Origin of the sequence: Phocaeicola sp. HCN-40430 (genome assembly GCF_037890285.1) — a bacterium.
Classification (GTDB): domain Bacteria; phylum Bacteroidota; class Bacteroidia; order Bacteroidales; family Bacteroidaceae; genus Phocaeicola; species Phocaeicola acetigenes.
In genome coordinates, this window is sequence record NZ_JBBKBS010000010.1 from 44,558 (window position 1) to 70,848 (window position 26,291).

At 38.7% G+C, this 26,291-nt stretch carries 18 protein-coding genes and 4 tRNA genes; 13 read left to right on the forward strand and 9 right to left on the reverse strand.

From position 1 onward, the window contains the following. The first annotated feature begins 84 nt into the window (after nt 1–84). From WKU26_RS06190 to WKU26_RS06235, 10 genes are all read left to right on the forward strand, one after another. Nucleotides 85–1,080, forward strand: a complete 996-nt coding sequence (locus WKU26_RS06190; RefSeq protein ID WP_178265462.1) for an AAA family ATPase — start codon at nt 85–87, stop codon at nt 1,078–1,080. A 136-nt stretch (nt 1,081–1,216) separates the two neighbouring features. Continuing rightward, nucleotides 1,217–2,086, forward strand: a complete 870-nt coding sequence (locus WKU26_RS06195; protein ID WP_269876420.1) for a DUF58 domain-containing protein — start codon at nt 1,217–1,219, stop codon at nt 2,084–2,086. Between the two features lie 8 nt (nt 2,087–2,094). Continuing rightward, the gene (locus tag WKU26_RS06200; protein WP_340321302.1) at nt 2,095–3,198 is read left to right on the forward strand and encodes a hypothetical protein; all 1,104 of its coding nucleotides are present in this window, start codon (nt 2,095–2,097) and stop codon (nt 3,196–3,198) included. Nucleotides 3,199–3,216: 18 nt separating this feature from the next. After that, nucleotides 3,217–4,215, forward strand: a complete 999-nt coding sequence (locus tag WKU26_RS06205) for a vWA domain-containing protein (protein WP_340321303.1) — start codon at nt 3,217–3,219, stop codon at nt 4,213–4,215. Nucleotides 4,216–4,229: 14 nt separating this feature from the next. After that, on the forward strand, nt 4,230–5,249 hold the full coding sequence (locus WKU26_RS06210; protein WP_178265466.1) for a VWA domain-containing protein: 1,020 nt from the start codon (nt 4,230–4,232) through the stop codon (nt 5,247–5,249). A gap of 7 nt (nt 5,250–5,256) precedes the next feature. Beyond that, entirely contained in the window at nt 5,257–5,952 is a 696-nt protein-coding gene (locus WKU26_RS06215; RefSeq protein ID WP_178265467.1) for a tetratricopeptide repeat protein, read from the forward strand. 32 nt (nt 5,953–5,984) lie between these two features. Next, nucleotides 5,985–7,814 (forward strand): BatD family protein, encoded by a 1,830-nt coding sequence (locus WKU26_RS06220; protein ID WP_340321304.1) that lies wholly within the window; start codon nt 5,985–5,987, stop codon nt 7,812–7,814. Nucleotides 7,815–7,836: 22 nt separating this feature from the next. Continuing rightward, nucleotides 7,837–8,589, forward strand: coding sequence for a tetratricopeptide repeat protein (locus WKU26_RS06225; RefSeq protein WP_340321305.1), 753 nt, complete (start codon nt 7,837–7,839; stop codon nt 8,587–8,589). Between the two features lie 4 nt (nt 8,590–8,593). Continuing rightward, complete coding sequence (locus tag WKU26_RS06230) at nt 8,594–9,298, forward strand: phosphatase PAP2 family protein (protein WP_340321337.1); 705 nt, start codon at nt 8,594–8,596, stop codon at nt 9,296–9,298. Nucleotides 9,299–9,403: 105 nt separating this feature from the next. Then, nucleotides 9,404–9,664 (forward strand): DNA-binding protein, encoded by a 261-nt coding sequence (locus tag WKU26_RS06235; RefSeq protein WP_178265470.1) that lies wholly within the window; start codon nt 9,404–9,406, stop codon nt 9,662–9,664. Nucleotides 9,665–10,043: 379 nt separating this feature from the next. Here WKU26_RS06235 and WKU26_RS06240 read toward each other — a convergent pair. The 7 genes from WKU26_RS06240 to WKU26_RS06270 all read right to left on the reverse strand — a co-directional run bounded on the left by WKU26_RS06240 (nt 10,044) and on the right by WKU26_RS06270 (nt 17,694). After that, nucleotides 10,044–10,117 (reverse strand) — tRNA-Arg (locus tag WKU26_RS06240). A gap of 25 nt (nt 10,118–10,142) precedes the next feature. Next, a tRNA-Arg gene (locus WKU26_RS06245) sits at nt 10,143–10,216 on the reverse strand. A 27-nt stretch (nt 10,217–10,243) separates the two neighbouring features. Beyond that, nucleotides 10,244–10,317 (reverse strand) — tRNA-Arg (locus tag WKU26_RS06250). 30 nt (nt 10,318–10,347) lie between these two features. Continuing rightward, nucleotides 10,348–10,421 (reverse strand) — tRNA-Arg (locus tag WKU26_RS06255). Between the two features lie 82 nt (nt 10,422–10,503). Continuing rightward, nucleotides 10,504–12,810, reverse strand: a complete 2,307-nt coding sequence (locus tag WKU26_RS06260; RefSeq protein WP_269876415.1) for a patatin-like phospholipase family protein — start codon at nt 12,808–12,810, stop codon at nt 10,504–10,506. A 189-nt stretch (nt 12,811–12,999) separates the two neighbouring features. Beyond that, nucleotides 13,000–15,045, reverse strand: a complete 2,046-nt coding sequence (gene htpG, locus WKU26_RS06265) for a molecular chaperone HtpG (RefSeq protein WP_340321306.1) — start codon at nt 15,043–15,045, stop codon at nt 13,000–13,002. A gap of 111 nt (nt 15,046–15,156) precedes the next feature. Then, nucleotides 15,157–17,694, reverse strand: coding sequence for an ATP-dependent Clp protease ATP-binding subunit (locus WKU26_RS06270; protein ID WP_340321307.1), 2,538 nt, complete (start codon nt 17,692–17,694; stop codon nt 15,157–15,159). Between the two features lie 456 nt (nt 17,695–18,150). On the opposite strand from WKU26_RS06270, the gene gyrA reads away from it, so the two are divergent. Both gyrA and WKU26_RS06280 read left to right on the forward strand, forming a co-directional pair. Continuing rightward, nucleotides 18,151–20,676: a DNA gyrase subunit A gene (gyrA, locus tag WKU26_RS06275; protein ID WP_340321308.1), complete on the forward strand. Its 2,526-nt coding sequence runs from the start codon at nt 18,151–18,153 to the stop codon at nt 20,674–20,676. 36 nt (nt 20,677–20,712) lie between these two features. Further along, nucleotides 20,713–21,957, forward strand: a complete 1,245-nt coding sequence (locus tag WKU26_RS06280; protein WP_340321309.1) for a tetratricopeptide repeat protein — start codon at nt 20,713–20,715, stop codon at nt 21,955–21,957. Nucleotides 21,958–22,434: 477 nt separating this feature from the next. On the opposite strand, the gene dapA is transcribed toward WKU26_RS06280, so the two are convergent. Then, nucleotides 22,435–23,328, reverse strand: coding sequence for a 4-hydroxy-tetrahydrodipicolinate synthase (gene dapA, locus WKU26_RS06285; RefSeq protein WP_340321310.1), 894 nt, complete (start codon nt 23,326–23,328; stop codon nt 22,435–22,437). Nucleotides 23,329–23,424: 96 nt separating this feature from the next. After that, nucleotides 23,425–25,422: an NAD-dependent DNA ligase LigA gene (gene ligA / locus WKU26_RS06290; RefSeq protein WP_340321311.1), complete on the reverse strand. Its 1,998-nt coding sequence runs from the start codon at nt 25,420–25,422 to the stop codon at nt 23,425–23,427. 103 nt (nt 25,423–25,525) lie between these two features. Between ligA and trmD the strand changes: the two genes are divergently transcribed. Next, the gene (gene trmD, locus WKU26_RS06295) at nt 25,526–26,206 is read left to right on the forward strand and encodes a tRNA (guanosine(37)-N1)-methyltransferase TrmD (protein ID WP_178266824.1); all 681 of its coding nucleotides are present in this window, start codon (nt 25,526–25,528) and stop codon (nt 26,204–26,206) included. Nucleotides 26,207–26,291: the final 85 nt, after the last annotated feature.

Consider the following 26,291-nt stretch of genomic DNA (forward strand, 5'->3'; position numbering starts at 1 on the left):
TTAGTTGCTGCTGTTAATATAATGCCGTATTTTTGGCTGCAATAAAAATAAAGAAGATAAAAAACACAGTAAAACAATAAAATTATGGCTGAAGCTATTGATATTCGAGAACTAAACGAGCGCATAGAACGTCAGAGTGCGTTTGTTACTAATCTGATGACAGGAATGGATCAAGTCATTGTCGGTCAGAAACACTTGATAGAATCTTTGTTAATTGGTTTGTTGTCTGATGGACATATTTTGTTGGAAGGTGTTCCAGGATTGGCAAAAACCTTGGCTATAAAAACACTTGCCTCACTGATTGATTCAAAATATAGTCGTGTGCAGTTTACCCCTGACTTACTTCCGGCCGATGTAATCGGAACTATGATATATAGCCAGAAGGATGAACAATTCATCGCTAAAAAAGGACCTATCTTTGCTAACTTTGTGTTGGCCGATGAAATCAACCGTGCTCCGGCAAAAGTACAGAGTGCTCTGTTGGAAGCAATGCAGGAACGTCAGGTTACTTTGAGTAAGGAAACATTCCGTTTGCCAGAGCCGTTCCTGGTAATGGCTACTCAGAATCCTATTGAACAAGAAGGTACTTATCCATTGCCGGAAGCTCAGGTAGACCGTTTCATGTTGAAGGTTATTATTGATTATCCGAAACTGGAAGAAGAGAAGAAAATTATTCGTCAGAATATTACAGGTGAAAAAATTGAAGTACGTCCTGTACTGAAAGCGGAAGATATTATAGAGGCACGCAAAGTGGTACGCCAAGTTTATCTGGACGAAAAAATAGAACAATATATTGCTGATATCGTATTTGCAACTCGTTATCCTGAAAAATATGACTTGAAAGAACTGAAAGGTTTGATCGGCTTTGGTGGATCTCCACGTGCTTCTATCAATCTGGCTCTTGCTGCACGCAGTTATGCGTTTATCAAGCGCCGTGGCTATGTGATTCCGGAAGACGTTCGTGCTGTGGCTCATGATGTATTGCGTCATCGTATTGGATTGACTTACGAAGCTGAAGCAACCAATGTTACTTCGGATGAAATTGTAAGTAAGATTCTGAATAAGGTTGAAGTGCCCTAATTAAATCTTGACTTTTTGCCTTGTTTTTTTAGACTTAAGGCAAAATGGATGTTTGAAGTGAGAAATTCTCAAGTTAAATAAGGTTATTCCAGATTTGCATAAGCAAGTCTGGAATAATCGGATTAATTTCAGAAAAATGGAAACAAGTGAACTACTAAAACGTGTTCGCCAGATCGAAATTAAAACAAGAGGGCTTTCCAATAATATCTTCGCCGGCCAATATCATTCAGCTTTTAAGGGTAGGGGTATGGCTTTTTCGGAAGTGCGTGAGTATCAATATGGAGACGATGTACGTGATATTGACTGGAATGTAACAGCTCGTTTTGATAAACCTTTTGTAAAAGTATTCGAAGAAGAACGTGAACTGACGGTAATGCTGTTGGTAGATGTTTCGAATAGCTTGGATTTTGGTACGGTGAAACAGACAAAGAAAAATATGGTGGCAGAGATTGCGGCTACACTTGCCTTTTCTGCTATTCAGAACAACGATAAAATCGGTGTTATATTTTTTTCCGACCGGATAGAGAAATTCATTCCTCCAAAGAAAGGAAGAAAACATATTCTGTATATTATTCGAGAGTTGCTTGATTTTCATCCGGAAAGTAAGCGTACCAATATACAGTGTGCTGTAGAGTACCTGACCAATGTATTGAAGAAACGGTGTACGGCTTTTATGCTTAGTGATTTTATCGATGATAAGGATTTTCGTAATGCACTGACTGTAGCCAACCGTAAACATGATATTGTGGCTGTCCAGGTATACGACCGTCGTTTGGAAGAACTTCCGGATGTTGGTTTGATGAAAGTTTGTGATGCTGAGACCGGACACGAACAATGGATTGATACTTCTTCGAAATCGTTACGTGCAGCGCATCATGCTTGGTGGAAAGAACGTAAGGAAAAACTGAACGATGTGTTTACTCATTGTAATGTAGATTCCGTATCGGTACGTACAGACCAAGATTATGTAAAGGCTTTACTTAATTTATTTGCTAAACGAAATTGAGGAAGATAATGAAATATTCTTTATTTAATACTTGTAGAAAGTATCTGAAAGTTGTGCTATGTGCCGTATCTCTGTTTGCTGGAACATCATTTGTGCATGCTCAGGTGACGGTGGAAGCTACTATTGATTCTTTACAACTTCTAATTGGCGAACAGGCGAAGATAAAGTTACAGGTAAGCATGGACGCAAATCAGAAGTTGCGTTTACCTTTGTTTAGTGACACAATTGTACGTGGCGTAGAAATTGTAGATGTAGCAAAACCTGATACTCAGTTGCTGAATGATAATAAACGTTGGCTGATTTCACAAGAATATACAGTCACTTCATTCGATTCGGCTTTGTATTATCTTCCACCAATGAAAGTAATGGTGAATGATAAACAGTATCAATCGGAAGCTTTGGCTCTGAAGGTGTACTCCATACCAGTAGATACATTACATCCGGATCAGTTCTTTGGACCTAAGGAAATCCGGAAAGTACCTCTTATCTGGAGTGATATCGCTCCTTTGGTATATTCTTCAGTTCTAATGTTGATTTTGGGAGCTGTTGCAGTATTCCTTGTAATACGTTATCGTAATAACAAGCCTATCATTAAGATTATTAAGGTGGAACCCAAACTTCCTCCTCATCAGACAGCCTTAAAAAGAATCGAAGAAATTAAGTCGAACCAGTCATGGCGTCAGAATGATCCGAAGATGTATTATACTGAACTGACTGATGCTATTCGAGCTTATATAAAAGATCGTTTTGGTTTTAATGCACTGGAAATGACTTCTTCCGAGATTATCGAACATTTGCTGCAGGAAAAAGATAAAGATTCCATTAAGGATCTTCGTAATTTGTTTGAAGTGGCCGATTTGGTTAAGTTTGCCAAATATGCACCTTTGATGAATGAAAATGATATGAATCTTTTGAATGCTGTGGATTTTATTAATCAGACTAAGATAGAGGAAGATCCTAATGCAAAGAAAGAACCAACAGAAATCAAAGTAGAGGAAAAGCGGTCAAAGCAAGGACGTATAGCATTGATTTGCTGTATTGCTGTGGCTGGAATAGGAGCGCTGATTGCGTTGTATGTGGCTATTCGTCATATTATTAGCCTTTTCTTCTGATATTAAAATATTGAAGTTATGATTTTTGCAAATATTGAATATCTGTTTTTACTGATTTTGCTGATACCCTATGTGGTGTGGTACTTCATGCGGAGGAAAAAAACAGAACCAACGCTTCAAGTCTCTACAACCCGCATGTATATGAATGTACCTAAGACATGGAAGGTATATTTGCTTCATGCACCGTTTTTACTGCGTATTGTTGCTTTTGTGATGATTGTACTTGTATTGGCGCGCCCACAAACTACTGACAACTGGCAGAATACGGAAATAGAGGGTATTGATATTATGCTTGCTGTCGATGTGTCTACCAGTATGTTGGCAGAAGATTTAAAGCCTAACCGCTTGGAAGCTGCAAAGCAAGTTGCTTCGGAATTTATTAACGGACGTCCGAATGATAATATAGGGCTGACTATTTTTGCAGGAGAGGCATTTACCCAATGCCCGTTGACTGTAGACCATGGTGTATTATTGAATCTTTTCAATGGAATAAAAGGGGATATTGCTCAGCGTGGTTTGATTGAAGATGGTACAGCTATTGGTATGGGAATTGCCAATGCAATTAGCAGATTAAAGGACAGCAAAGCAAAGTCGAAAGTTATTATTCTGCTGACAGACGGTAGTAATAATCGAGGAGATATTTCTCCGTTGACTGCAGCAGAGATTGCTAAGCAATTTGGCATTCGAGTTTATACAATTGGAGTTGGAACAAACGGTACAGCACCTTATCCGATGCAGACTTATGCCGGAGTACAATATGTAAATGTTCCTGTAGAAATTGACGAGCAGACTTTGACACAGATTGCAGGTACGACAAATGGAAATTATTATCGTGCAACCAGCAATTCTAAACTGAAAGAAGTGTACGAAGAGATTGATAAGCTTGAGAAAACCAAACTTAATGTGAAAGAGTTCAGCAAACGTGAAGAAGCATATCAGCTTTATGCTTTGATAGCTTTTATCTGTATTTTGCTGGAAATTGTTTTACGTAATACGGTATTAAAGAAAATACCTTAAAAACAAAAAATACTATGTTTAGATTTGGAGAACCTTTATATTTATATCTGTTGATTATATTGCCGGTATTGGTAATACTTTATTTATACTCCAATTATAGACGCAGAAAAAAAATTCGCTTGTATGGTGATCCTGACTTATTGGCTCATCTGATGCCGGATGTGTCTAAGTATCGTCCGGATGTTAAGTTCTGGTTGATGTTTGCGGCATTGACGATGGTTATTCTTATGTTAGCCAGACCACAGTTCGGCTCTAAGATGGAAACCGTAAAACGTCAGGGAGTGGAAACGGTGGTAGCATTGGATATTTCAAATTCTATGCTGGCACAAGATGTGACTCCCAGTCGTTTGGATAAGTCGAAAAAGCTGATTTCCAGATTGGTGGAAACATTCAATAACGATAAAGTCGCAATGATTGTGTTTGCCGGAGAGGCATTTACACAACTTCCTATTACAAGCGATTATGTATCAGCGAAGATGTTCCTTGAAACAATTAATCCGTCTTTGATTTCAACTCAAGGTACAGATATACGTGGAGCAATAGACTTGGCCATGAAAAGTTTTACTCCGAATGAAAATGTAGGACGTGCAATCGTTCTGATTACAGATGGAGAAAACCATGAAGGAGGAGCAATAGAGGCTGCCCAGGAAGCTGCCAAAAAGGGAATACGTGTATTTGTATTGGGAGTGGGTTCACCCGATGGTTCGCCTATCCCGATGGAAGGTACTAATGAATTTCGCAGAGACAAAGACGGTAATGTTGTCGTGACTCGGCTTAATGAACAGATGTGTCAGGAAATTGCGAAAGCAGGAAATGGCATATATGTGCGGGTGGATAATACAAACAACGCAGAAAAGGCATTGAATGCAGAGATCAATAAATTGGCAAAAGCCGATGTCGAAACTCAGGTCTTTACAGAATTCGATGAACAGTTTCAGGTTTTGGCATGGCTGGCTTTGATTTTATTGATAGCTGAATTGTTGATTCTGGAACGTAAGAATCCGTTGTTCAAGAATGTGAAACTCTTTAAATGAGACTGATATGTTACAGAAATTATATATTGTTGCTGCTTTTGCATTAGCTGCCGGTACAACTTATGGGCAAAAAACAGTACGCGATTATTTGCGTAGTGGTAATAAATTGTATCAGGACAGTTTGTTTGTGAAAGCTGAAGTTGATTATCGTAAAGCGCTAGAACAGGATCCTAATTCTACGGATGCGATGTATAATTTGGGTAATTCTTTGCTGATGCAGCAGAAAGCAAAAGAAGCTATGGAACAATTTGAGGCTGCTTCCCGGATAGAAAAAGATAAATCGAAGTTAGCACAGATTTATCATAATATGGGAGTGATTCTGCAATCCTCCAAGCAATACCCTCAATGCATCGAGGCATATAAACAGGCTTTGCGCAATAATCCGAAAGATGATGAGACTCGCTATAATTTGGCTTTGGCTCAAAAACTGTTGAAAGATCAGCAACAACAGCAGGATCAGCAACAGAACCAGGAACAAAAGCAGGATCAGAAGCAAGATGATAAGCAGCAAAATAAAGAGCAGCAAGATCAGCAGAATAAAAATCAGCAGCAAAACCAACAACAGCAGCAAAATAAAGACCAGATGTCGAAAGAAAATGCAGAGCAATTGCTGAATGCAGTCATGCAAGATGAAAAAAATGTGCAGGATAAAGTAAAGAAAGGCATTCAGGTACAGGGACGCAAGCTGGAGAAAGATTGGTAATTATAAAGACAATTTAAAAAGAAATTATACGAATGAGGAAATTTATCTTCTTATTGTTGTTGTTTGTATCCATATTACAGGTACAGGCAGACAAAAATGTTACTTTTAAAGCCGAAGCTCCTGATGTAGTGGTAAGCGGCGATCAGTTTCGTTTGACTTTTACAGTCAATACGCAAAAAGTGAAGGACTTCCGTATGCCTTCTATTAGCGGATTTGATGTATTGATGGGGCCGAGCCGTTCACAGCAAAGTAGTACCCAAATTATAAATGGTAAGGTTTCTTCCAGCAGTTCCATCACATATACCTATATATTGATGGCTGGAAAAGAAGGAACATATACCATTCCGTCTGCAAGTATTGAAGTTGATAAAGAGAAAGTGTTTTCTAATCCAGTAACGATTAAGGTACTTCCTCAAGACAAAACTGCCGGAAATTCAGGGCAGAGTGGACAAGGTGGCTCTGCATCTTCTTCACGAAGCCAGATTGCAGGTAGCCGTATTACAGATAAAGACCTGTTTATTACAGCAACGGCCAGTAAGACTACAGTGCATGAACAAGAAGCTATTTTGTTGACCTACAAGGTTTATACCTTGGTAAATCTTCGTCAGCTTTATGGTAAAATGCCGGATTTGAAAGGGTTCCATACTCAGGAAGTGGAATTACCTCAGCAGAAAACTTTCTCTTTGGAGCATTACAAAGGACGCAATTATAACACAACAGTATGGAGTCAGTATATCTTATTCCCTCAACAGACAGGTAAGTTAGAAATTCCTCCAATTACCTTTGATGGAGTTGTCGCACAACGTACTGTATCGGACGATCCTTTCGATTTCTTCAATGGAGGCGGTTATGTAGAAGTAAAGAAGAAGATTGTTACACCGAAACTGACAATTAATGTACAGTCTCTTCCCGCTAAACCTGCCGGTTTTTCGGGTGGTGTAGGAGAGTTTACACTTTCATCCTCAATCAATGCCAAGGAAGTAAAAACCAATGATGCAGTCACTATCAAATTGGTTTTGTCGGGTACTGGAAATATGAAATTAATCAGTGCTCCGGAAGTGAAATTTCCACAAGATTTTGAGGTATATGATCCGAAAACAGAAAATAACTTCCAATTGACGCAGAATGGTTTGACTGGAACTCAGACTATAGAGTATCTTGCTATCCCTCGTCATGCAGGAGATTTTACTATCCCTCCTGTAGAATTTACATATTTCGACCTGAAAACAAAATCGTATAAAACCTTGAAAACTGAAGCTTATCAGTTGCATGTTGCAAAAGGAGAAGGAAATGCAGATCAGGTAATAGCCGATTTTACAAATAAAGAAAATGTAAAAGTATTAGGTAAGGATATCCGTTTCATCAAGTTAGGTAATACAAAATTGCTTCCAAAGGGTGATTTCTTTTTTGGAACATTCGGGTATTATTTGTGGTATATCATTCCTTTTGTATTGTTTGTTGCTTTTGCAATTATCTATAGAAAGCAAGCATTGGAAAATGCCAATATTGCAAAAGTGAAGACAAAGAAAGCTAATAAAGTTGCAAGCAAACGTATGAAGTTTGCAGGTAAGCTGTTGGCAGAAAATAAGAAGAATGAGTTTTATGATGAAGTCTTGAAGGCATTGTGGGGATACATCAGTGATAAATTGTGCATTCCGGTATCTCAATTGTCGAAAGACAATATTGAATCTGAACTGGTAAAATATGGTGTATCAGATGAATTGATTCAGAAGTTTATCGGTGCGCTGAATGAATGTGAATTTGCACGTTATGCTCCGGGAAATGAAAATGAAGCGATGGATAAAGTCTATACGGCAGCTATTGATGTAATAAGCCAGATGGAAGGTAGTATTAAACATTAAAAGGATAGGAGAAAGAGAAAAAATGAAGAAGCTATCTATTGTGTTGATTTTATTATTAGGAATTGCTCAATTTATAAATGCAGCTGTCACAAAAGAGGAAGCGGACCAGGCGTACCAGGCGAATGATTTTGCAGCTGCAATAGAAAAATATGAGGCAATCTTAAATACAGAAGGAGAATCTGCCGATGTATATTATAATTTAGGAAACAGCTATTATAAGGAAAAGAATATCGCAAAGGCGGTTCTGAATTATGAACGTGCTTTACTTTTAAGTCCGGGAGATGCTGACATTCGCTTTAATCTGGAAATGGCCAGAAGTAAAACCGTAGACCAGATAACTCCTGTAAGCGAGGTATTCATTGTAACCTGGATGAATTCTCTGATTAATGTAATGAGCGAGAAAGAGTGGGGGGTGACAGGAATCTTGTCTTTCTGGCTTATGCTGGTGTCGTTGATTGTATATATCTTCGGGCGTCGTATTTTGTATAAGAAAATAGGATTTGCAGGAGTTGTTGTATTTTTGTTGATAGTTATTGGAGTTAATATTTTTGCCAGCTCACAAAAGGCAGAACTGATAAACCGTACGGGAGCTATTGTGATGAGTCCTAGTCTGACCGTAAAAAGTACTCCTAACGAGAGTGGTACAGATTTATTTGTGCTACACGAAGGTACAAAAGTATACGTGGAGGATGACTCTATGAGAGAGTGGAAAGAAATCCGCCTTGAAGACGGCAAAAAGGGATGGGTTCAAACAAGTACCATAGAAATTATCTGAGATGATTGATATTCAGCAATTAATAGATAAAGATAAAGAACTACTGTTGTTCCTTAATGGAAGTGATTCTTTGTTTTGGGATGGATTCATGTCTGTTGTAACCGATACAAAGACATGGATTCCTTCCGCTATTATATTGTTATATGTTATTTTAAAGAATAACAAATTGGCACAAAGTATTACTATTATTGTAATGCTGGCCTTGGCTATTACTTTTGCAGATCAAATAGCCTCAGGTATTTGCAAACCTTATTTTGCCCGCTTTCGTCCGGCTCAGGATCCTGAATTAATGTATTTGGTAGATGTTGTGAATGGATATAGAGGTGGAATGTATGGATTTATATCCAGTCATGCGGCAAATACGTTTGCTGTAGCAGTGTTTGTATCTTTACTTATCCGCAACAAATGGCTTACCATTATGATGTTGGGATGGGCTTTTATTCCTTCGTATTCCCGCATTTATCTGGGCGTTCATTATCCTGGTGATATTTTGTGTGGTGCATTGGTGGGAAGCATTGTTTCAGTTTTGCTATATCTGCTGTATACTTATATTCAGAAGAGATATTTCTTTCAGTCGCAAGGATATGTGTCTACTCAGTATACAAGCAGCAGATACGAGATAAGTGATATTCAGGTTTTGCATATGGTATTACTGGTGACCTATTTTTATGCTGTGGTGGCAGGAATGGTAGTTGGAGTAAATTGCTAAGATTAAAAAATCTCTGTTTTTAATTTGGATATTTATTTTCTTTCACTAACTTTATATCGTGATTTAACAATTAATCTGTTTAACGCTTAAAAATCTTAGACTACTATGAACAGAACAATAACTTTTAATGAACTTCGTAAAATTAAAGATTCATTACCCAGTGGCAGTATGCATCGTATTGCCGATGAGTTAAATATAAGTGTTGAAACTGTACGTAACTTTTTTGGAGGACACAATTTTAAAGATGGTAAAAGTGTAGGTATTCATTTGGAACCCGGACCGGATGGAGGTTTGGTAATGTTGGATGATACCACAGTGCTTGATAAAGCTATTGCCATTCTGAAAGAAGAACAAGCTTCAGTCTAAAATCAGTAGAAGAAATTATAGGAAAAGGTCATCTCAATTTTGGGGTGGCCTTTTTGTTTTGTCTTTACTGCCTTTCCTGGCAGATAATGATGGATCAGGAATAGACAGGTGATAAGGAGTGTAGAGAGCTTTAATTCCCGTCGTTGATTGCAGAGTTGTCGTCGTTGTCTGTACATTCAACGTGGGCGGTTGTATAGCCGACGTCGTCGATTCTAATGGGTAAATAGAATCATGAATTCGTATTCATGATAATGAGTCGTATTTTTTCTGCAGTTAAATTGGATTGGGACAATCTTATTTTAGGGGAAATATTCAAATCGCTTAATCTGATACTAAAAAAAGAAACCACTTCAAAATAAATTTGAGGTGGTTTCTTTTGTGACCGCGACAGGATTCAAACCTGTAACCGGCTGATCCGTAGTCAGCTACTCTATTCAGTTGAGCTACGCGGCCAAACATAAATCATTTCCAGAAAGAGTGACCGCGACAGGATTCAAACCTGTAACCGGCTGATCCGTAGTCAGCTACTCTATTCAGTTGAGCTACGCGGCCAAAACTTTCAATCATTTCAAAGAAGAGTGATCGCGACAGGATTCAAACCTGTAACCGGCTGATCCGTAGTCAGCTACTCTATTCAGTTGAGCTACGCGACCAAACTCTAAAACTGTCATTTCAAAGAAGAGTGACCGCGACAGGATTCAAACCTGTAACCGGCTGATCCGTAGTCAGCTACTCTATTCAGTTGAGCTACGCGGCCATATCTTTTTGTTTGACGGGTGCAAAGGTATGGACTTCTTATGACATATCCAAATATTAGGGCAACTTTTTTGTGAACTTTTTTAGTCCATGAATCGTGAATTGAATATTTGCCATCCTAATGTAATACCTATATTCCAGTTCTTAGATGGTGAGCTATAGTGGTTTAGATAGGCGCTGATAGCCCCGAAAGGTAACTTAACCACTAAAGATAATTCTCCCATATATTCTATCCGATGAAATAAATTTCCATAAGTAGCATTCGAAGATTGGTCTCTTTCTATAGGGAATATGGGGGCAAATCCGTAGATTTCTGTACGAACTTGGAAAACCGGAGTAATTTGATACACCGGCATGATACCCGCGCCGATAAACTGATTAGCCCGGAAAGCTTCGTTGTAGGTAATTTTACTATGTGCAGTTGGGGCAAACTCTCCAGCTTGCATCATAGTAGCCGTATAGTTGTGACTGAAGTTTCGGGAAGAGTAATAGGCCTTGATGTAATTTCCCAAAGAAAACTTCGATGTTAAAGGGAAGTAACGTTCCATTTCGTACGACAATTGCAACCACGACTGGATATACTTATAGCTTCCTTTGTATGGGTCGGATGCTTCTGTTCCCGCCCGATAACGTTCTGTGCCGGTATAGATTTGCGCAACAAGTCTTTCTCTGCGTCCTTCGGTTGCATATTGCCGGCTGTTCAATGTGTTTCCGTCTAAAGCTACTGAACCGCCAAAAATAGTGTAGCGGCTACGGTCGTGTTGGGCATTATTAAAATCTATCACGTTGGTTTGGAAGTATTGGTCTTGCAATTTGGCTATACCTATACCAAACTCAGCCTTTTGTCTGCTTAAAAAGGGAAAAGAAACAAAGAGCTTGACAAAATCTTCTTTCTTTTTATTGAATACGGCCGTACTTCCAGTAGTGAATAGTTTTTCCTGCTTAAAATAATCAAAAGAGGATAGTGAAGCTACCAGACGGCAGGATGTAGGCAGATGGGTAGGGAGGTCCAGTCTTCCTGCAATTTGTATGCTGTTATAAATCTGACCTAAATGTCCGTCTAATGAAAGTTCTTTCGCATAATTGTTCAGGTTATAATAAGTAGCACCCGCATAGATCTGATTGGAGCCATTGGAGGCTATATTTCCCCCTACACGAAGAGAAAGATCATCTGCCATGGTAATTTTTAAGTCAAGATCGAAAGTATGGTCAGAACTGTTGTATATTGCATGGGGAATGATTTCAGATATCATATTGTCCGACATTAACCGGAAATATCCTACACGAAAATCTTCCAGAGAAAAAATTTCATTCTCTGAGGAATGAAATTCTTTGGCAATATATTTTTTCTGCTGTTCATTACCACCATGGATTATAATTTTCCGAAAGCGAAGTTCGGGCATGTAATTTTTGTATACCATACGTTTGCGTTCCAATTGTCTGTAATTGGTGCGGCGGGAAATACGGGATTTAATAGAATCCATCAGTTGGATAGTACGGTTGTATCCGATATCGTGCAGTTCGTCAAAACGCTTAAAGTCCATTAAGTTGACGTCTGTGTATTTAAAAGTCATCAGAATACCCAGCGAATCGGGAAGGGTATAGTCTGTCTTTTGCATGATCATATTTTCAAGTTGTCCCATAATATTGCCCAATTCAGGTTTTCCGGGATTGGAGCTGACTACACTTCCTATGATAATATCCGGGTGGAAGTCTTCAGTCATGATATTGACAGGGAAATTATTGTAGATACCTCCGTCATATGCTAACACAGAATCGATTTCAATGGGCTTAAACATGGCAGGAAAACTCATGGAGGCGCGGACTGCATCCCCTAAATCTCCTTTTCGGAAGATAATCGGACGTTTATTGTATACATCCGAAGCTACACAGCGAAAAGGGACAAACAGTTTGTCGAAGTCACCCTGGCAAGAAGCTGTCGCTTGTCCGAAAAGCTCTAAAAAAGCAATATTCATTTGTGTAGGATCCACTACACTGGGAGGCAAAAACTGTGTTTTTACCTTATTTAAGGGGTTCTTAAGAGATACTCGTATGTTTATAAATTCGGGAGTTGGGGCGTTTCGTTTGAAATAGTAAATGTATTTTTCTTCAATGTTACCCGAATACCAGCGTTTGAAGTCGTCCGATTTTAAAAGCTTTTCCATGTCGTCGGGAGAGTATCCCATTGCATAGAGTGAACCGACAATCGCTCCCATGGAGGTGCCTGTAATATAGTCTATCGGAATATTGTTTTCCTCTAAAGCACGGATAATACCAATGTGGGTGATTCCTTTGGCTCCACCACCACTTAATACCAGTCCAACTTTTTGGGCTTTAAGAGAATATGTGCATAGTATCAGGCAACAAAAAATATAGAGTATTTTTTTCATTCGGAAAATGTAAGTTACAACGTTTCTTCCAAAGATAGTGAAAAAGTGATTCAGACATCAAATAATGTCGGGTTTTTATTAAAGACGATAAAAAAATCCCCTTGCTTGAGCATGATAATACAGATATCATATCAAGTAAGGGGATTTACCTTAGTCTTTCTTATGCTTTATATCACAAAACGAATATTGTTAAATCATTTCAATGCTTCGTTTTACAAAATTGGTCAGAGCTTCTCCTTTCAGCATATTGTTTTGAAGCAGTGCCAGGTCTATCAACTGATGTACAACCTTATTTCCTGCTGCATAAGTACTGATGATTGAATCTTTCTGGTTTTTCTGTTCTTCCAGTTTCTTGTCAATGTTGTTCAGTTCGTCTTTTTCGCTTGTTGGAATTTCTTCGTCTTTTTTGCCTTCATGTGCTTTGTGCAACTCGCTTTGACGCAGTTTCAACATCGCAATTTCCGATTCAACAGGAACCAACTGTTCAGAACAAGAACTTTCTGCATTTTCCAGTACTTGTTTAATCAGTTTGTGGTCGCTGTTCAATACAAGGTTGAACATATCCGGCATTTCTCCATAGAAACTCATACCTGGCTGTATAGAAGCCATTTCTTTCATACGTCGCATATATTCGGCCTGAGTAATGATAATCGGAGCTGCAGTTTCTCCCATGGCTTGAGTTTCTACATGGAATTCTGTTTTCTGTACCTTAGGAAGTTGTCCTTTGAATACAGTTGCCAGCATTTCACGTTTATCAGCAGCCAGTTCTTCGCCTTTTTGCTCTTCTTTCACAATCAGACGGTCGATTACATCGCTGTCTACACGAGTGAAACGACTCTTTTCCAACTTCTGTTCCAACATATTAATCATAGGAACATCAAGCTGACCATCCATAATTAATACGTTGTAGCCTTTGTTCTTTGCACTATCAATGTAAGTATACTGGTCGTCTTTATTGGTTGCATACAAATAAATAAGGTTTCCTTCTTTATCTGTCTGGTTGTCTTTAATCAGCGTCTGATACTCTTCGAATGTATAATATTTTCCGTCTGTATCCTTGAGTAGGGCAAACTTGTTTGCTTTCTCATAGAAATCTTCCTGAGTAAGCATTCCGTAGTTGATGAAAATCTTTAAGTCATCCCATTTTGATTCAAACTCATTGCGGTCGTTCTTAAAGATAGACTGCAAGCGGTCTGCTACTTTTTTAGTGATATAGGTAGAGATTTTCTTCACATTCGAATCGCTTTGCAGGTAAGAACGTGATACGTTCAGCGGAATATCCGGAGAATCGATTACTCCATGAAGCAGTGTCAGGAAGTCGGGTACAATACCTTCTACAGAATCAGTTACATATACTTGATTGCAGTACAATTGGATTTTGTTCTTCTGTAAATCAATATTGCTCTTGATTTTCGGGAAGTACAGCACTCCAGTCAGGTTGAATGGATAGTCTACATTCAGATGAATCCAGAACAAAGGTTCGTCCGACATTGGATACAAGTCACGGTAGAACTTTTTGTAGTCTTCGTCTTGCAGTTCGCTTGGCTTTTTAGTCCAAATAGGGCATGTATCGTTTATCAGATTATCTTCTTCTGTTTCTACCTGCTTTCCGTCTTTCCATTCCTTCTTCTTTCCAAATGCTACCGGTACGGCTAAGAAACGGCAGTATTTATTCAGCAATCCCTGAATACGAGATTCTTCAAGGAATTCTTTGCAATCATCGTCAATATACAGGATAATATCTGTACCTCGGTCTGCCTTTTCGGTTTCTTCCAGTGTAAACTCAGGACTTCCGTCACAAGTCCATTTTACAGCTTGTGCCCCTTCTTTATAAGATTTAGTTACGATTTCTACTTTTTTGGCTACCATGAATGCTGAGTAGAATCCCAAACCAAAGTGTCCGATAATGGCATTGGCATCGTCTTTATATTTTTCAAGGAAATCGTTGGCACCTGAGAATGCAATCTGGTTGATGTATTTTTCGATTTCTTCAGCTGTCAGACCAATACCTCTATCCGAAATGGTAATTGTTTCCTTGTCTACCTTTACATGGATGGTAAGATTGCCCATTTCTCCTTTGAATTCACCTTTAGAAGCATATGTTTTCAACTTTTGGGTTGCATCTACGGCATTTGATACTAATTCGCGAAGAAATATTTCATGATCGCTGTACAAGAACTTTTTGATGATGGGGAATATGTTTTCAGTAGTAACCCCAATGTTACCTTTCTGCATATCTTTAATAAGTTTTAATTATTATGTTTTCTAATTTACGTGGTATTTATCGCAAAAAAAATGCCAGACGAATATCGTCTGACATTTTGTCTGTATTCAAGCCAATAAAACTTATTTCTCTACCTTCATGCGGATTTCTTTTCCGTTTTCATCCATGTAAACATGTAATGTATCACCGCTTTGAGGGTCTTCATTCAGTATCAGTTCGGCCAAACCATCTTCCAGATTGTTTTGGATAGACCGTTTCAAAGGACGTGCACCAAATTGTACATCATATCCTTGAGAAGCTACGTAGCGCTTTGCTTCTTCGTCGATAGAAAGCTTATATCCCAGATTTTCAATACGTTTATATAGCCCTTTTAATTCAATTTCGACAATTTTCTGGAGTGCTTCTATATCCAGCTGGTCGAAAGTGATGATTTCGTCCAAACGATTGATGAATTCCGGAGCAAACGATTTATTGAGTGCTTTGGTGATTACGCTGCGTGAATGCTCTTTTTCGTCGATGCGTGTTTGGGCTGCAAATCCAATACCTTTTCCAAACTCCTTAAGTTGACGGGTGCCAATGTTGGAAGTCATAATAATAACTGTATTTTTAAAATCCACTGTCCGTCCGTAACTGTCGGTCAGTCTTCCTTCATCCATTACCTGAAGTAGAAGATTGAATACATCGGAGTGCGCTTTCTCTATTTCATCCAGCAATACGATGGAGTAGGGTTTGCGTCGTACTTTCTCTGTCAGTTGTCCACCTTCTTCGTAGCCTACGTATCCCGGAGGAGCTCCTACAAGACGAGACACTGTAAATTTTTCCATGTACTCGCTCATATCGATACGAATCAGTGCATCGGCAGAGCCAAACATAAGTTTAGATAATTCCTTGGCCAAGTGTGTCTTACCTACACCGGTAGGTCCTAAGAACAAAAATGTTCCTATAGGCTTGTTAGGGTCTTTCAGTCCAACACGGCTTCGGCGGATAGCTTTCACCAGGGTGTCTACGGCTTTATCCTGTGCAATGACTTTAGACAGCAACTCCTCTTTCATTCCACGAAGCTTGATTCCTTCGGCTTGTGCCATGCGTTGTACCGGGATACCAGACATCATTGAAACAACATCTGCTATCTGTGTTTCGTCTACTGTTTCTCGGTTTCCCTTCAAGCTCTCTTCCCACGCATGCTTCATCTCCTCCAGTTTCTCTATATATTTCTTTTCCTGATCCCGGAAACTGGCAGCTAATTCGAAGTTCTGTAAACGTACTGCCTCGTTTTTATGGTTACGGGTTTCTTCAATCAGCTTTTCCTGCTCTTCCAGTTCTTTGGGCGCGGTGATATTGGTCAGATGCACACGTGAACCTGCTTCATCCAAAGCATCAATCGCTTTGTCGGGGAAGTTGCGGTCGGTTATATAGCGGTCTGCCAATTTGACACATGCCTCAAGGGCTTCCTCTGTATAGTTTACGTTGTGATGCTCTTCGTATTTTTCCTTAATATTTTTCAGAATCTGCAATGTCTCTTCGGGAGTAGTAGGCTCTACTAATACTTTTTGGAAGCGTCGCTCTAAAGCTCCGTCTTTTTCGATATTTTGTCTGTATTCGTCCAATGTAGTAGCACCGATACATTGTATTTCTCCTCGGGCTAACGCCGGTTTCAGCATATTGGCTGCATCCATAGAACCGGCAGCAGATCCTGCACCTACAATATTGTGGATTTCGTCGATAAACAAGATGATATCCGGGTTCTTTTTCAACTCATTAAGGATAGAACGGATTCGCTCTTCAAACTGTCCGCGGTATTTGGTTCCTGCTACAACGGCAGTCATATCAAGGGCTATCACGCGTTTGTCGAACAGGATACGTGATACTTTCTTTTCCACAATGCGTAATGCCAGTCCTTCTACAATGGCAGATTTACCGACTCCCGGTTCGCCTATCAGAATAGGGTTGTTTTTCTTTCTTCGGCTTAGAATCTGTGCTAAACGTTCAATTTCCTTTTCGCGTCCTACTACCGGATCTAGTTTGCCTTCTGAAGCGGCTTTTGTCATGTCGGTACCGAATGAATCGAGTACAGGGGTGTCGTTAGTAGGTTTTTGTTGGCGGGTACGGGTAGTTTGTTGTGTATCAGATTCAAAAGGGGAGTTGTTCTCGTTTCCATGTCGGCGGATTCCTTCCTCTTCTTCCTCTTCTTCTCCAAAATCAAGACCACTTTGAGGTTCTGATTTAGGAATAAGACGATCTCTTATTTTCTGATAAGTAACTTCATGTTCTTCTAATATTTGACATGCTTTGCTTTGGCTTTCTCTCATAATTGCTAATAAAATATGTTCTGTGTCAGCGAACTTACATTTCATAAGGCGAGACTCCAATAGACTCATTTTAAGCAGCTTGGCTGTAAGATCGTTGAAACCAATGTTCTCGTTGTATGTATCTGTTTCATCAACTTCTTCGCGCAAAGAGGCTTCAAGTTCCTTCTTTACAGTTTTCAAATCAATGTATAAATCTTGTAAAATTTCAATAGCCTTTCCTGTACCTTCACGTATTACACCTAGTAACAAATGTTCTGGGGTGATATACTTGTTACGTAGTCGGTTGGCTTCCTCTTTGCTGTATACTATGATATCGGATACTCGTGGCGTAAATTGATTTTGATTGTCCATAAAATTCATGTTTCTCCAATGTGCAAATATACATTATAAATATAGAACCAAAGTTCTATTATTTGTATTTAACAAATAGTGTGCCATTTTGTTGTTTTTTTTGCTGTAATTTGAAAATTGCGTTTTTATGTTCTGAAAGTTAATTTTTTGATTGTTTAATCTTCGTGTAGTGGCTCTTTTGTTTACTTTCTATGTGTAGATGTTTAAATGATTTAGAATGAAGTGGTTTGTTATGCAACGAGATTTTCGGGGTAGGAAAGAATGTGTATATTGTACGTGTTTTTTATGGTGGAAGTTCTTTTTTATGTTCGTAAACAGTGTTTTTCTTTCTTCTTTTGAAAAATAGAATGCTTCTTAAAACTTGGAGCTTTTGTTTTGCCAATTCAATAAAAAGTCGTACTTTAGCATGGTTTTTAACAATCGAACTAAAGAGATATAATAATAAATTTAATTTAAATGCAAGAGCAAGACAGAATTATAAAAATCAACATCGAAGAGGAAATGAAGTCGTCGTACATCGACTACTCTATGTCTGTAATCGTAGCACGCGCCCTCCCAGATGTAAGAGATGGTTTTAAGCCTGTGCATCGCCGTATTTTGTACGGAATGATGGAACTGGGAAATACTTCAGACAAACCATATAAAAAGTCTGCGAGAATCGTAGGTGAGGTATTAGGTAAATATCATCCGCATGGAGACTCTTCTGTGTACGGTGCATTGGTACGTATGGCTCAGGATTGGGCAATGCGTTATCCGTTGGTAGATGGACAGGGTAACTTCGGCTCGGTTGATGGTGATAGTCCTGCTGCCATGCGTTATACGGAAGCTCGTCTGAAAAAAATAGGTGAAGAGATGATGCAGGATCTTTATAAAGAAACTGTGGACTTCCAGAATAACTTTGATGATACCTTACAGGAACCAACTGTGATGCCAACCCGTATTCCGAATCTTTTGGTAAATGGAGCATCTGGAATTGCTGTGGGTATGGCTACCAATATGCCTACACATAATTTGGCAGAGGTTATTGACGCTTGTGTTGCTTATATCGATAATAATGAAATAGATGTAGACGGCCTGATGCAATATGTAAAAGCACCGGACTTCCCGACTGGAGGATACATTTATGGAATCAGTGGGGTACGTGATGCATACGAAACCGGTAGGGGACGTGTGGTGATGCGTGCCAAAACAGATATAGAATCACACCCTACACACGATAAAATTATCGTTAATGAAATACCTTATAACGTAAATAAGAAGGAGCTGATTGAAAATATTGCTTCTTTGGTAAACGAAAAGAAAATTGAAGGTATTTCGTATGTAAACGATGAATCCGACCGTGAAGGTATGCGCATCGTAATTGATGTAAAACGTGATGCCAACGCTAGTGTAGTATTGAACAAATTGTTCAAGATGACTGCATTGCAGACCTCATTTGGTGTAAACAATATTGCATTAGTACACGGACGGCCTAAGCTGCTGAATCTGAAGGATTTAATTCGTCTGTTTGTAGAACACCGCCATGAAGTGGTTATTCGTCGTACACAGTTTGATTTGCGTAAGGCGAAGGAACGCGCTCATATTTTGGAAGGTTTGATTATTGCATCGGATAATATTGATGAAGTAATTCGTATTATTCGTGCGGCCAAAACTCCTAATGAGGCTATATCTAATTTGATGGCACGCTTCCAGTTGTCTGAAATTCAGGCACGTGCTATCGTAGAAATGCGTTTGCGCCAGTTGACTGGTTTGATGCAGGATCAGTTGCATGCTGAATATGAGGAACTGATGAAGCAAATTCAATATTACGAAGAAATCTTGACTAATGATGAGTTGTGTAAGAAAGTCATTAAGGATGAATTGATAGAAGTGAAAGAAAAGTACGGTGACAAACGTCGTTCGGAAATTGTCTATGCTTCGGAAGAATTTAATCCGGAAGATTTCTATGCAGATGATGAGATGGTTATTACAATTTCTCATTTGGGATACATCAAACGTACACCACTTTCTGAATTCCGTGCCCAAAATCGTGGGGGAGTAGGTTCGAAAGGTAGTGAAACTCGTGACGAGGATTTCATCGAACACATCTATCCTGCTACAATGCATAATACGATGATGTTCTTTACGCAGAAAGGTAGATGTTACTGGCTGAAGGTATATGAAATTCCGGAGGGCAATAAGACATCGAAGGGACGTGCTATTCAGAACTTGCTGAATATTGATGCTGATGATATGGTAACAGCTTATCTGCGTGTGAAGAATTTGAATGATACAGAGTTTATCAATAGTCATTATGTATTGTTCTGTACAAAGAATGGTGTTATTAAGAAAACACTGTTGGAACAATATTCTCGTCCACGTCAGAATGGAGTTAATGCAATTACTATACGTGAAGACGACCGCGTAATTGAAGTTCGTATGACAAACGGTAACAATGAAATTGTAATTGCGAACCGCAATGGTCGTGCCATCCGTTTCCATGAAAGTGCAGTGCGTGAAATGGGACGTACAGCTACTGGTGTACGTGGTATTACACTGGATGAGGATGGAAAAGACGAGGTAATAGGAATGATTTGTATTAAAGATCCTCAGAAAGAAACAATTATGGTTGTTTCTGAGAATGGATATGGAAAACGTTCTGATATTGAAGATTACCGTAAAACGAATCGAGGTGGTAAGGGCGTGAAAACTCTGAATATTACGGATAAGACAGGTGAATTGGTTGCCATTAAATCAGTAACAGATGAAAATGATTTGATGATTATCAACAAGTCTGGTATTACTATTCGTCTGAAAGTAGCCGAAGTTCGTATAATGGGTCGTGCTACTCAAGGAGTTCGTCTGATTGACCTTGAAAAGCGAAATGATCAGATAGGTTCTGTTTGTAAGGTTACTTCTGAAGCTGAGGAAGAAAGTGTTGCTGAATCTTCTTCGGAACAGGTATTACCAGAACAGAATGAAGAGCATATAGACAAAAACTAAAACGAAAAATTGTATTACTAAATTAAAAACACAATTATGAAAAAAGTATTATTAAGTGCAGCTGCTTTATTGTTTTCTGTATATGCAGCCAACGCTCAGGAAAGCGTTGTGAAGGAAGCGAAATCTGCAAAGAGTGACCCCGTAAAAGCAGCTGAAATTTTGGAACCAGCTTTGGTTGATCCATCTACTGCTAATGATCCAGAAACTTGGAAGTTGGCTGGTGATTTTCAGAAATCTATTTATGATGGAGAAAATCAAAAATTGTATTTCTTGAGAAATGGTTTGCCAAGCGACAGCCCAGTAGATACATTGAAATTGGGAAATAGTATTGCTAAAATGTACGAATACTATTTGAAGTGTGATGAAATTGAGCAGGCTAAAGTAAAAAGCGGTGAACAAAAGAAACCTAAATTGAGAAAGAAAATTATAAAGGTTTTGGCCGATCCTAGCGTACGTGAAAATATGTATGTATTGGGTGGTACTGCTTTGAATAATGGCGATTATGCTAATGCAGTGAAAATCTTGGGATTGTATATTGACACTTCTAAGAATCCTATTTTCGAAACAGAAGATGCCGTAAAAAATGATACTTTAGTTCCTTTCTATGCTGCATACGCTACATATGCTGCTTACTCAATCAAGGATAAAGATGCAGTAATCAAATATGCAGCTGTAGGTAAAGAGCACAAGGAAGAAGGTTTCAGAGCATTGTGGGCTTTGGCTGAGTTGTATAAGAGTGAAGAAGCTGCTGATTCAGTACAGTGGTTGGCTACAATCAAAGAAGGTGTAGAAAAATTCCCAACTCAGGAATATTTCGTAGCAAACTTGATGGATTACTATATTCAGAAGAATAAAGTAGATGAAGGTTTGACTCAGATTGACGCAATTCTTGCTAAAAATCCAAGCCCATATTTCTTGTATGTAAAAGGTGTACTGCAGTATACAAAACAGGATTATGAAGCTGCTATCAAAACATTTAATGAAATAATTGCTCAGGAAAGTGATTATAAGGCAGAAGCTTATTCTAAGATTGGAGATTGTTATTTCTTCCCAGCACAGGTTATCGTAGAAGAAAATTCTAAACTGTCTATGGATGATCCTAAATATGCTACAAATGAAGCTAAAATTAAGGAATTGTACGAAAAAGCTAAACCTTTCTATGAAAAAGCAAAAGAATTGAAACCGGATAACAAACAATTATGGGGTCAGTTCTTGTTGAATATCTATTGGAAGTTGAATAAAGCAGAATACGATGCTTTGGAAAAAGAATTAGGTTATTAATATGAATTAAAGCTATCTCATTATGAGAGTAGCAATAATATAAATATCCCTTTTAGAGGTTATAGGTGACGGTAATTTGCTTCCTATAACCTTTTAAAAGGGATATTTTTGTTTATTACTGGTGGTGCTTTTGTGAATATTAATGTAGCATCAATTATTGGGTAATAAATGTAATGATACCAGATGGATATTTGGCAAACTATATGAATGTAGATGGAAATTAAACTTGATGATCTGCAAATAGAAGAAAATAGAGTTACATTTCGAGTCCTGTTTTTATTTTTACATTTATGTCTCAATAATATTAAGTTATAATTGGTATTATGTTTAATTATTGTTATCAGTATTTCCATTAATATCTTCCCTTTTCAAAAGAAAATTAAGATTAAAAATGAAGTGAACGGAAATTTCCAAATAAATAAGAAAGCCAGAATTTCAGAAAAAATTCTGGCTTTCTTATATTAAAAGTGAATTGCTTTAGCATTTGATTTTTAGTTCATCCAAAATTCTACGCATTTCTTCGAAAGTTGTAATTCGTGTAGGAACTAATGGTAAACGAAGACGGTTCTTAATCATTCCCATCATGTTTAGCATGGCTTTTACTCCGGCAGGATTACCATCAACGAATAAAAGCTTAAACAGCTCTGTAAATTTATGGTGAATAGTTAGGGCATTCGCATAATCACCAGCTAAAGCTAAACGTGTCATACGGCTGAATTCGCGTGGAAAAGCATTTCCGATAACTGAGATTACTCCTACAGCTCCCAATGTGATTAATGGGAAGGTAATACCATCATCACCAGAGATAACATCAAAATTTTCAGGTTTGTTCTTAATGATATCATCCATTTGTGTAATGTCTCCAGAAGCCTCCTTAATTGCTACAATGTTTTGAAAATCACGTGCAAGGCGAAGGGTTGTAGCAGCTGTCATGTTTACCCCTGTACGACCTGGTACATTATAAAGCACGATCGGTAATTGGGTCGCTTCTGCAATCGCTTTATAATGCTGGTAAATACCTTCTTGTGAGGGCTTATTATAATAAGGTACAGAAACCAAAACTGCATCTACCCCTGTAAAATCATCGTTTTTCAATGTGTCTACTACAGTTTGCGTACAATTACTTCCGATACCTAATAAAATAGGTACACGCCCATTAACGCGTTCAATAATGACCTGCTTTATTTTCTTTTTCTCATCAGCGGTAAGTGTCGGGGTTTCGGCTGTAGTTCCCAATACGCAGAGAAAGTCTATGCCGTTTTGAACTTGATATTCTACTAATCTGATAAGTGCGTCGTAGTCTACACTTCCGTCTTCATTGAAAGGAGTTATCAGAGCTACTCCCATTCCGCTAAGTCTTCTTCGTATCATAAATGAATTATAAACTCTTGTACAAAATGCAAAAATACGAATATTTTCTATTGAATTATTATTTTTATTATCTTTTTGCTTTTAAAAAGCCTGCTTTTAGTTAATCATGGCTAAAAATTCATCTTCATTGAGAATTGTTATGCCTAATTTCTGAGCTTTTTCTAGCTTACTGGGACCCATATTCTCTCCCGCCAACACGAAACTAGTTTTCTTGGAAATGCTTCCAACATTTTTTCCTCCATGTTTTTCAATCATCTCTTTGTATTCATCACGTGAATGATGAGCAAAAACTCCACTGATAACTATAGATTTACCTTGTAGCTTATCTGTGTAGCCTGAATAGTCTGTTTCATCAGCTTCCAGTTTCAGACCAGCTTCGCGAAGGCGTTCGATCAAAGCACGATTCTTCTCATTTGTAAAATATAGCAAGATACTTTGGGCTATCTTTTCTCCTATTTCATCCACATGAATTAAGTCGTCAAGAGTTGCAGACATCAATGCATCAATAGACCGGAAGGCTTTGGCAATTTTCTTTGCTACAGTTTCGCCTACAAAGCGAATGCCAAGAGCAAACAAAACTCTTTCGAAAGGTACTTCCTTTGAACGTAAGATACCTTGTATAATGTTTTCTGCTGATTTTTCGCCCATTCTTTCCAATCGGCAGATATCTGTAGCCTGCAGATGATAAAGGTCAGCTACATTGTGTATCATTCCTTCCTGGTAAAACAGGTCTACAGTTTCCGGTCCAAGTCCTTCTATATTCATCGCTTTGCGACTGATGAAATGCTCTATTTTCCCTTTGATTTGTGGAGGGCAAGCCGTTTCGTTTGTACAATAATGAGCTGCTTCGTCTTCATAACGTACCAATTTGCTTCCACATTCCGGACAGTGAGTAATGAAAGTTATCTTTTCACTATCAGGTTTGCGTGAAGCTGCATCTACCCCTGTAATCTTAGGGATGATCTCTCCTCCTTTTTCTACATATACCATATCGCCTACATGTAAGTCTAGCGAAGCAATAATATCTGCATTGTGCAAAGAAGCCCGGCGCACTACAGTTCCTGAGAGTTGTACAGGCTCAAGGTTAGCTACTGGTGTGATAGCACCTGTACGTCCTACCTGATACGTTACCTTGATGAGTTTTGTAAGAGCCTGTTCGGCCTGAAACTTGTAGGCAATAGCCCATCGGGGCGATTTGGCTGTATATCCCAAATTCCGTTGTTGACGCAGAGAGTTTACCTTTAAGACAATACCGTCGGTTGCAACAGGTAAATTCTTTCGTTCTATATCCCAGTATTTGATAAATTCGAAGACCTCATCCAAAGTCCGTACTTTACGAGTGATATGAGATATTTTAAATCCCCATTCGGCCGCTTTTTGAAGGTTTTCATAATGTCCGTCACAAGGCAGATTCTCGCCTAACAGATAGTAAAGATAAGCATCCAATTGCCGGCTAGCCACTACTGCAGAGTTTTGAGATTTTAAAGTACCCGATGCAGCATTGCGAGGATTGGCAAAAAGCGGTTCTTCACGTGCTTCACGTTCGCGGTTTAATTTCTCGAATACATCCCATGGCATCAGAATTTCACCGCGTATTTCAAAGTTTTGAGGATAATCATTACCATGTAATACCAAAGGGATGCTGCGGATGGTTTTAACGTTGTCTGTGACATCGTCTCCTTTCACTCCATCACCACGTGTTACGGCACGTACCAACTTTCCGTTTTCATAGGTTAAAGAAATAGAAGTCCCGTCGAATTTCATTTCGCAACAGATTTCAAATTCTTCATTCAAAGATTTGCTGACCCGTTCATAAAAGTCGGTTACTTCGGCTTCCGAATATGTATTTCCCAATGATAACATCGGATACTTGTGCTCCACCTGGGTGAAATTTTTATTGATATCACTTCCTACGCGCATGCTCGGAGAGTTCTCATCGGAATGCTCCGGATGTTTGGCTTCCAGATCCTGTAGCTCTCGCATCAGTTTATCGAATTCGATATCTGAAATTTCCGGGGCGTTCAAAACATAGTAATTGTAGTTATGAAGATGCAACTCTTCGCGTAGTTGGTCTATTCTTTCTATTTCAGTCATGATGTTTTTGAATGATGTTTCGTGCAAAAATAGCAAAAATGTAGTTTGGGGAGATGTGGGTACGCCGGAATATTCTTACTTTTGCAAAAAATAACAAGACATTATGAGAATAGATATTATAACGGTTTTGCCGGAAATGATAGAAGGTTTTTTCAATTATTCTATCATGAGCCGGGCGCAGAAGAAAGGTATTGCCGAAATTCATATTCACAATTTGCGTGATTATGCTTACGACCGCTATCGGAAAGTAGATGATTATCCCTTTGGCGGATGTGCAGGTATGGTGATGAAGATAGAGCCTATCGACCGATGTATTTCGGCATTGAAGGCAGAGCGTCATTACGATGAGGTGATTTTTACTACTCCCGATGGAGAGCAGTTTAATCAGAAGATGGCAAACACGTTATCGATGACTCAGAATCTGATAATTCTCTGCGGGCATTTCAAAGGAATTGATTATCGTATCCGCGAACATTTTATTACGAAAGAAATCAGTATTGGCGATTACGTGCTCACGGGAGGAGAACTGGCAGCTGCTGTGATTGCCGATTCGATTGTACGTATTATCCCGGGTGTAATATCCGATGAGCAGTCGGCTTTGTCTGATTCTTTTCAGGATAATTTACTGGCTCCTCCAGTCTATACCCGTCCGGCGGAGTACAATGGCTGGAAAGTGCCTGATATTCTTTTATCCGGTCATGAAGCAAAAATACGTGAGTGGGAATTTCAGCAATCCTTAGAGCGTACACAGCGTTTGCGTCCGGACTTGCTGGAAGGGAAATAATCTTTACAAAAATAAGAGGTTGTCAAAATGAAGATGCAGAGCTTTCTTCTTTTGGCCATAAAAAGTAAGCTCTGCATCCTGTCAT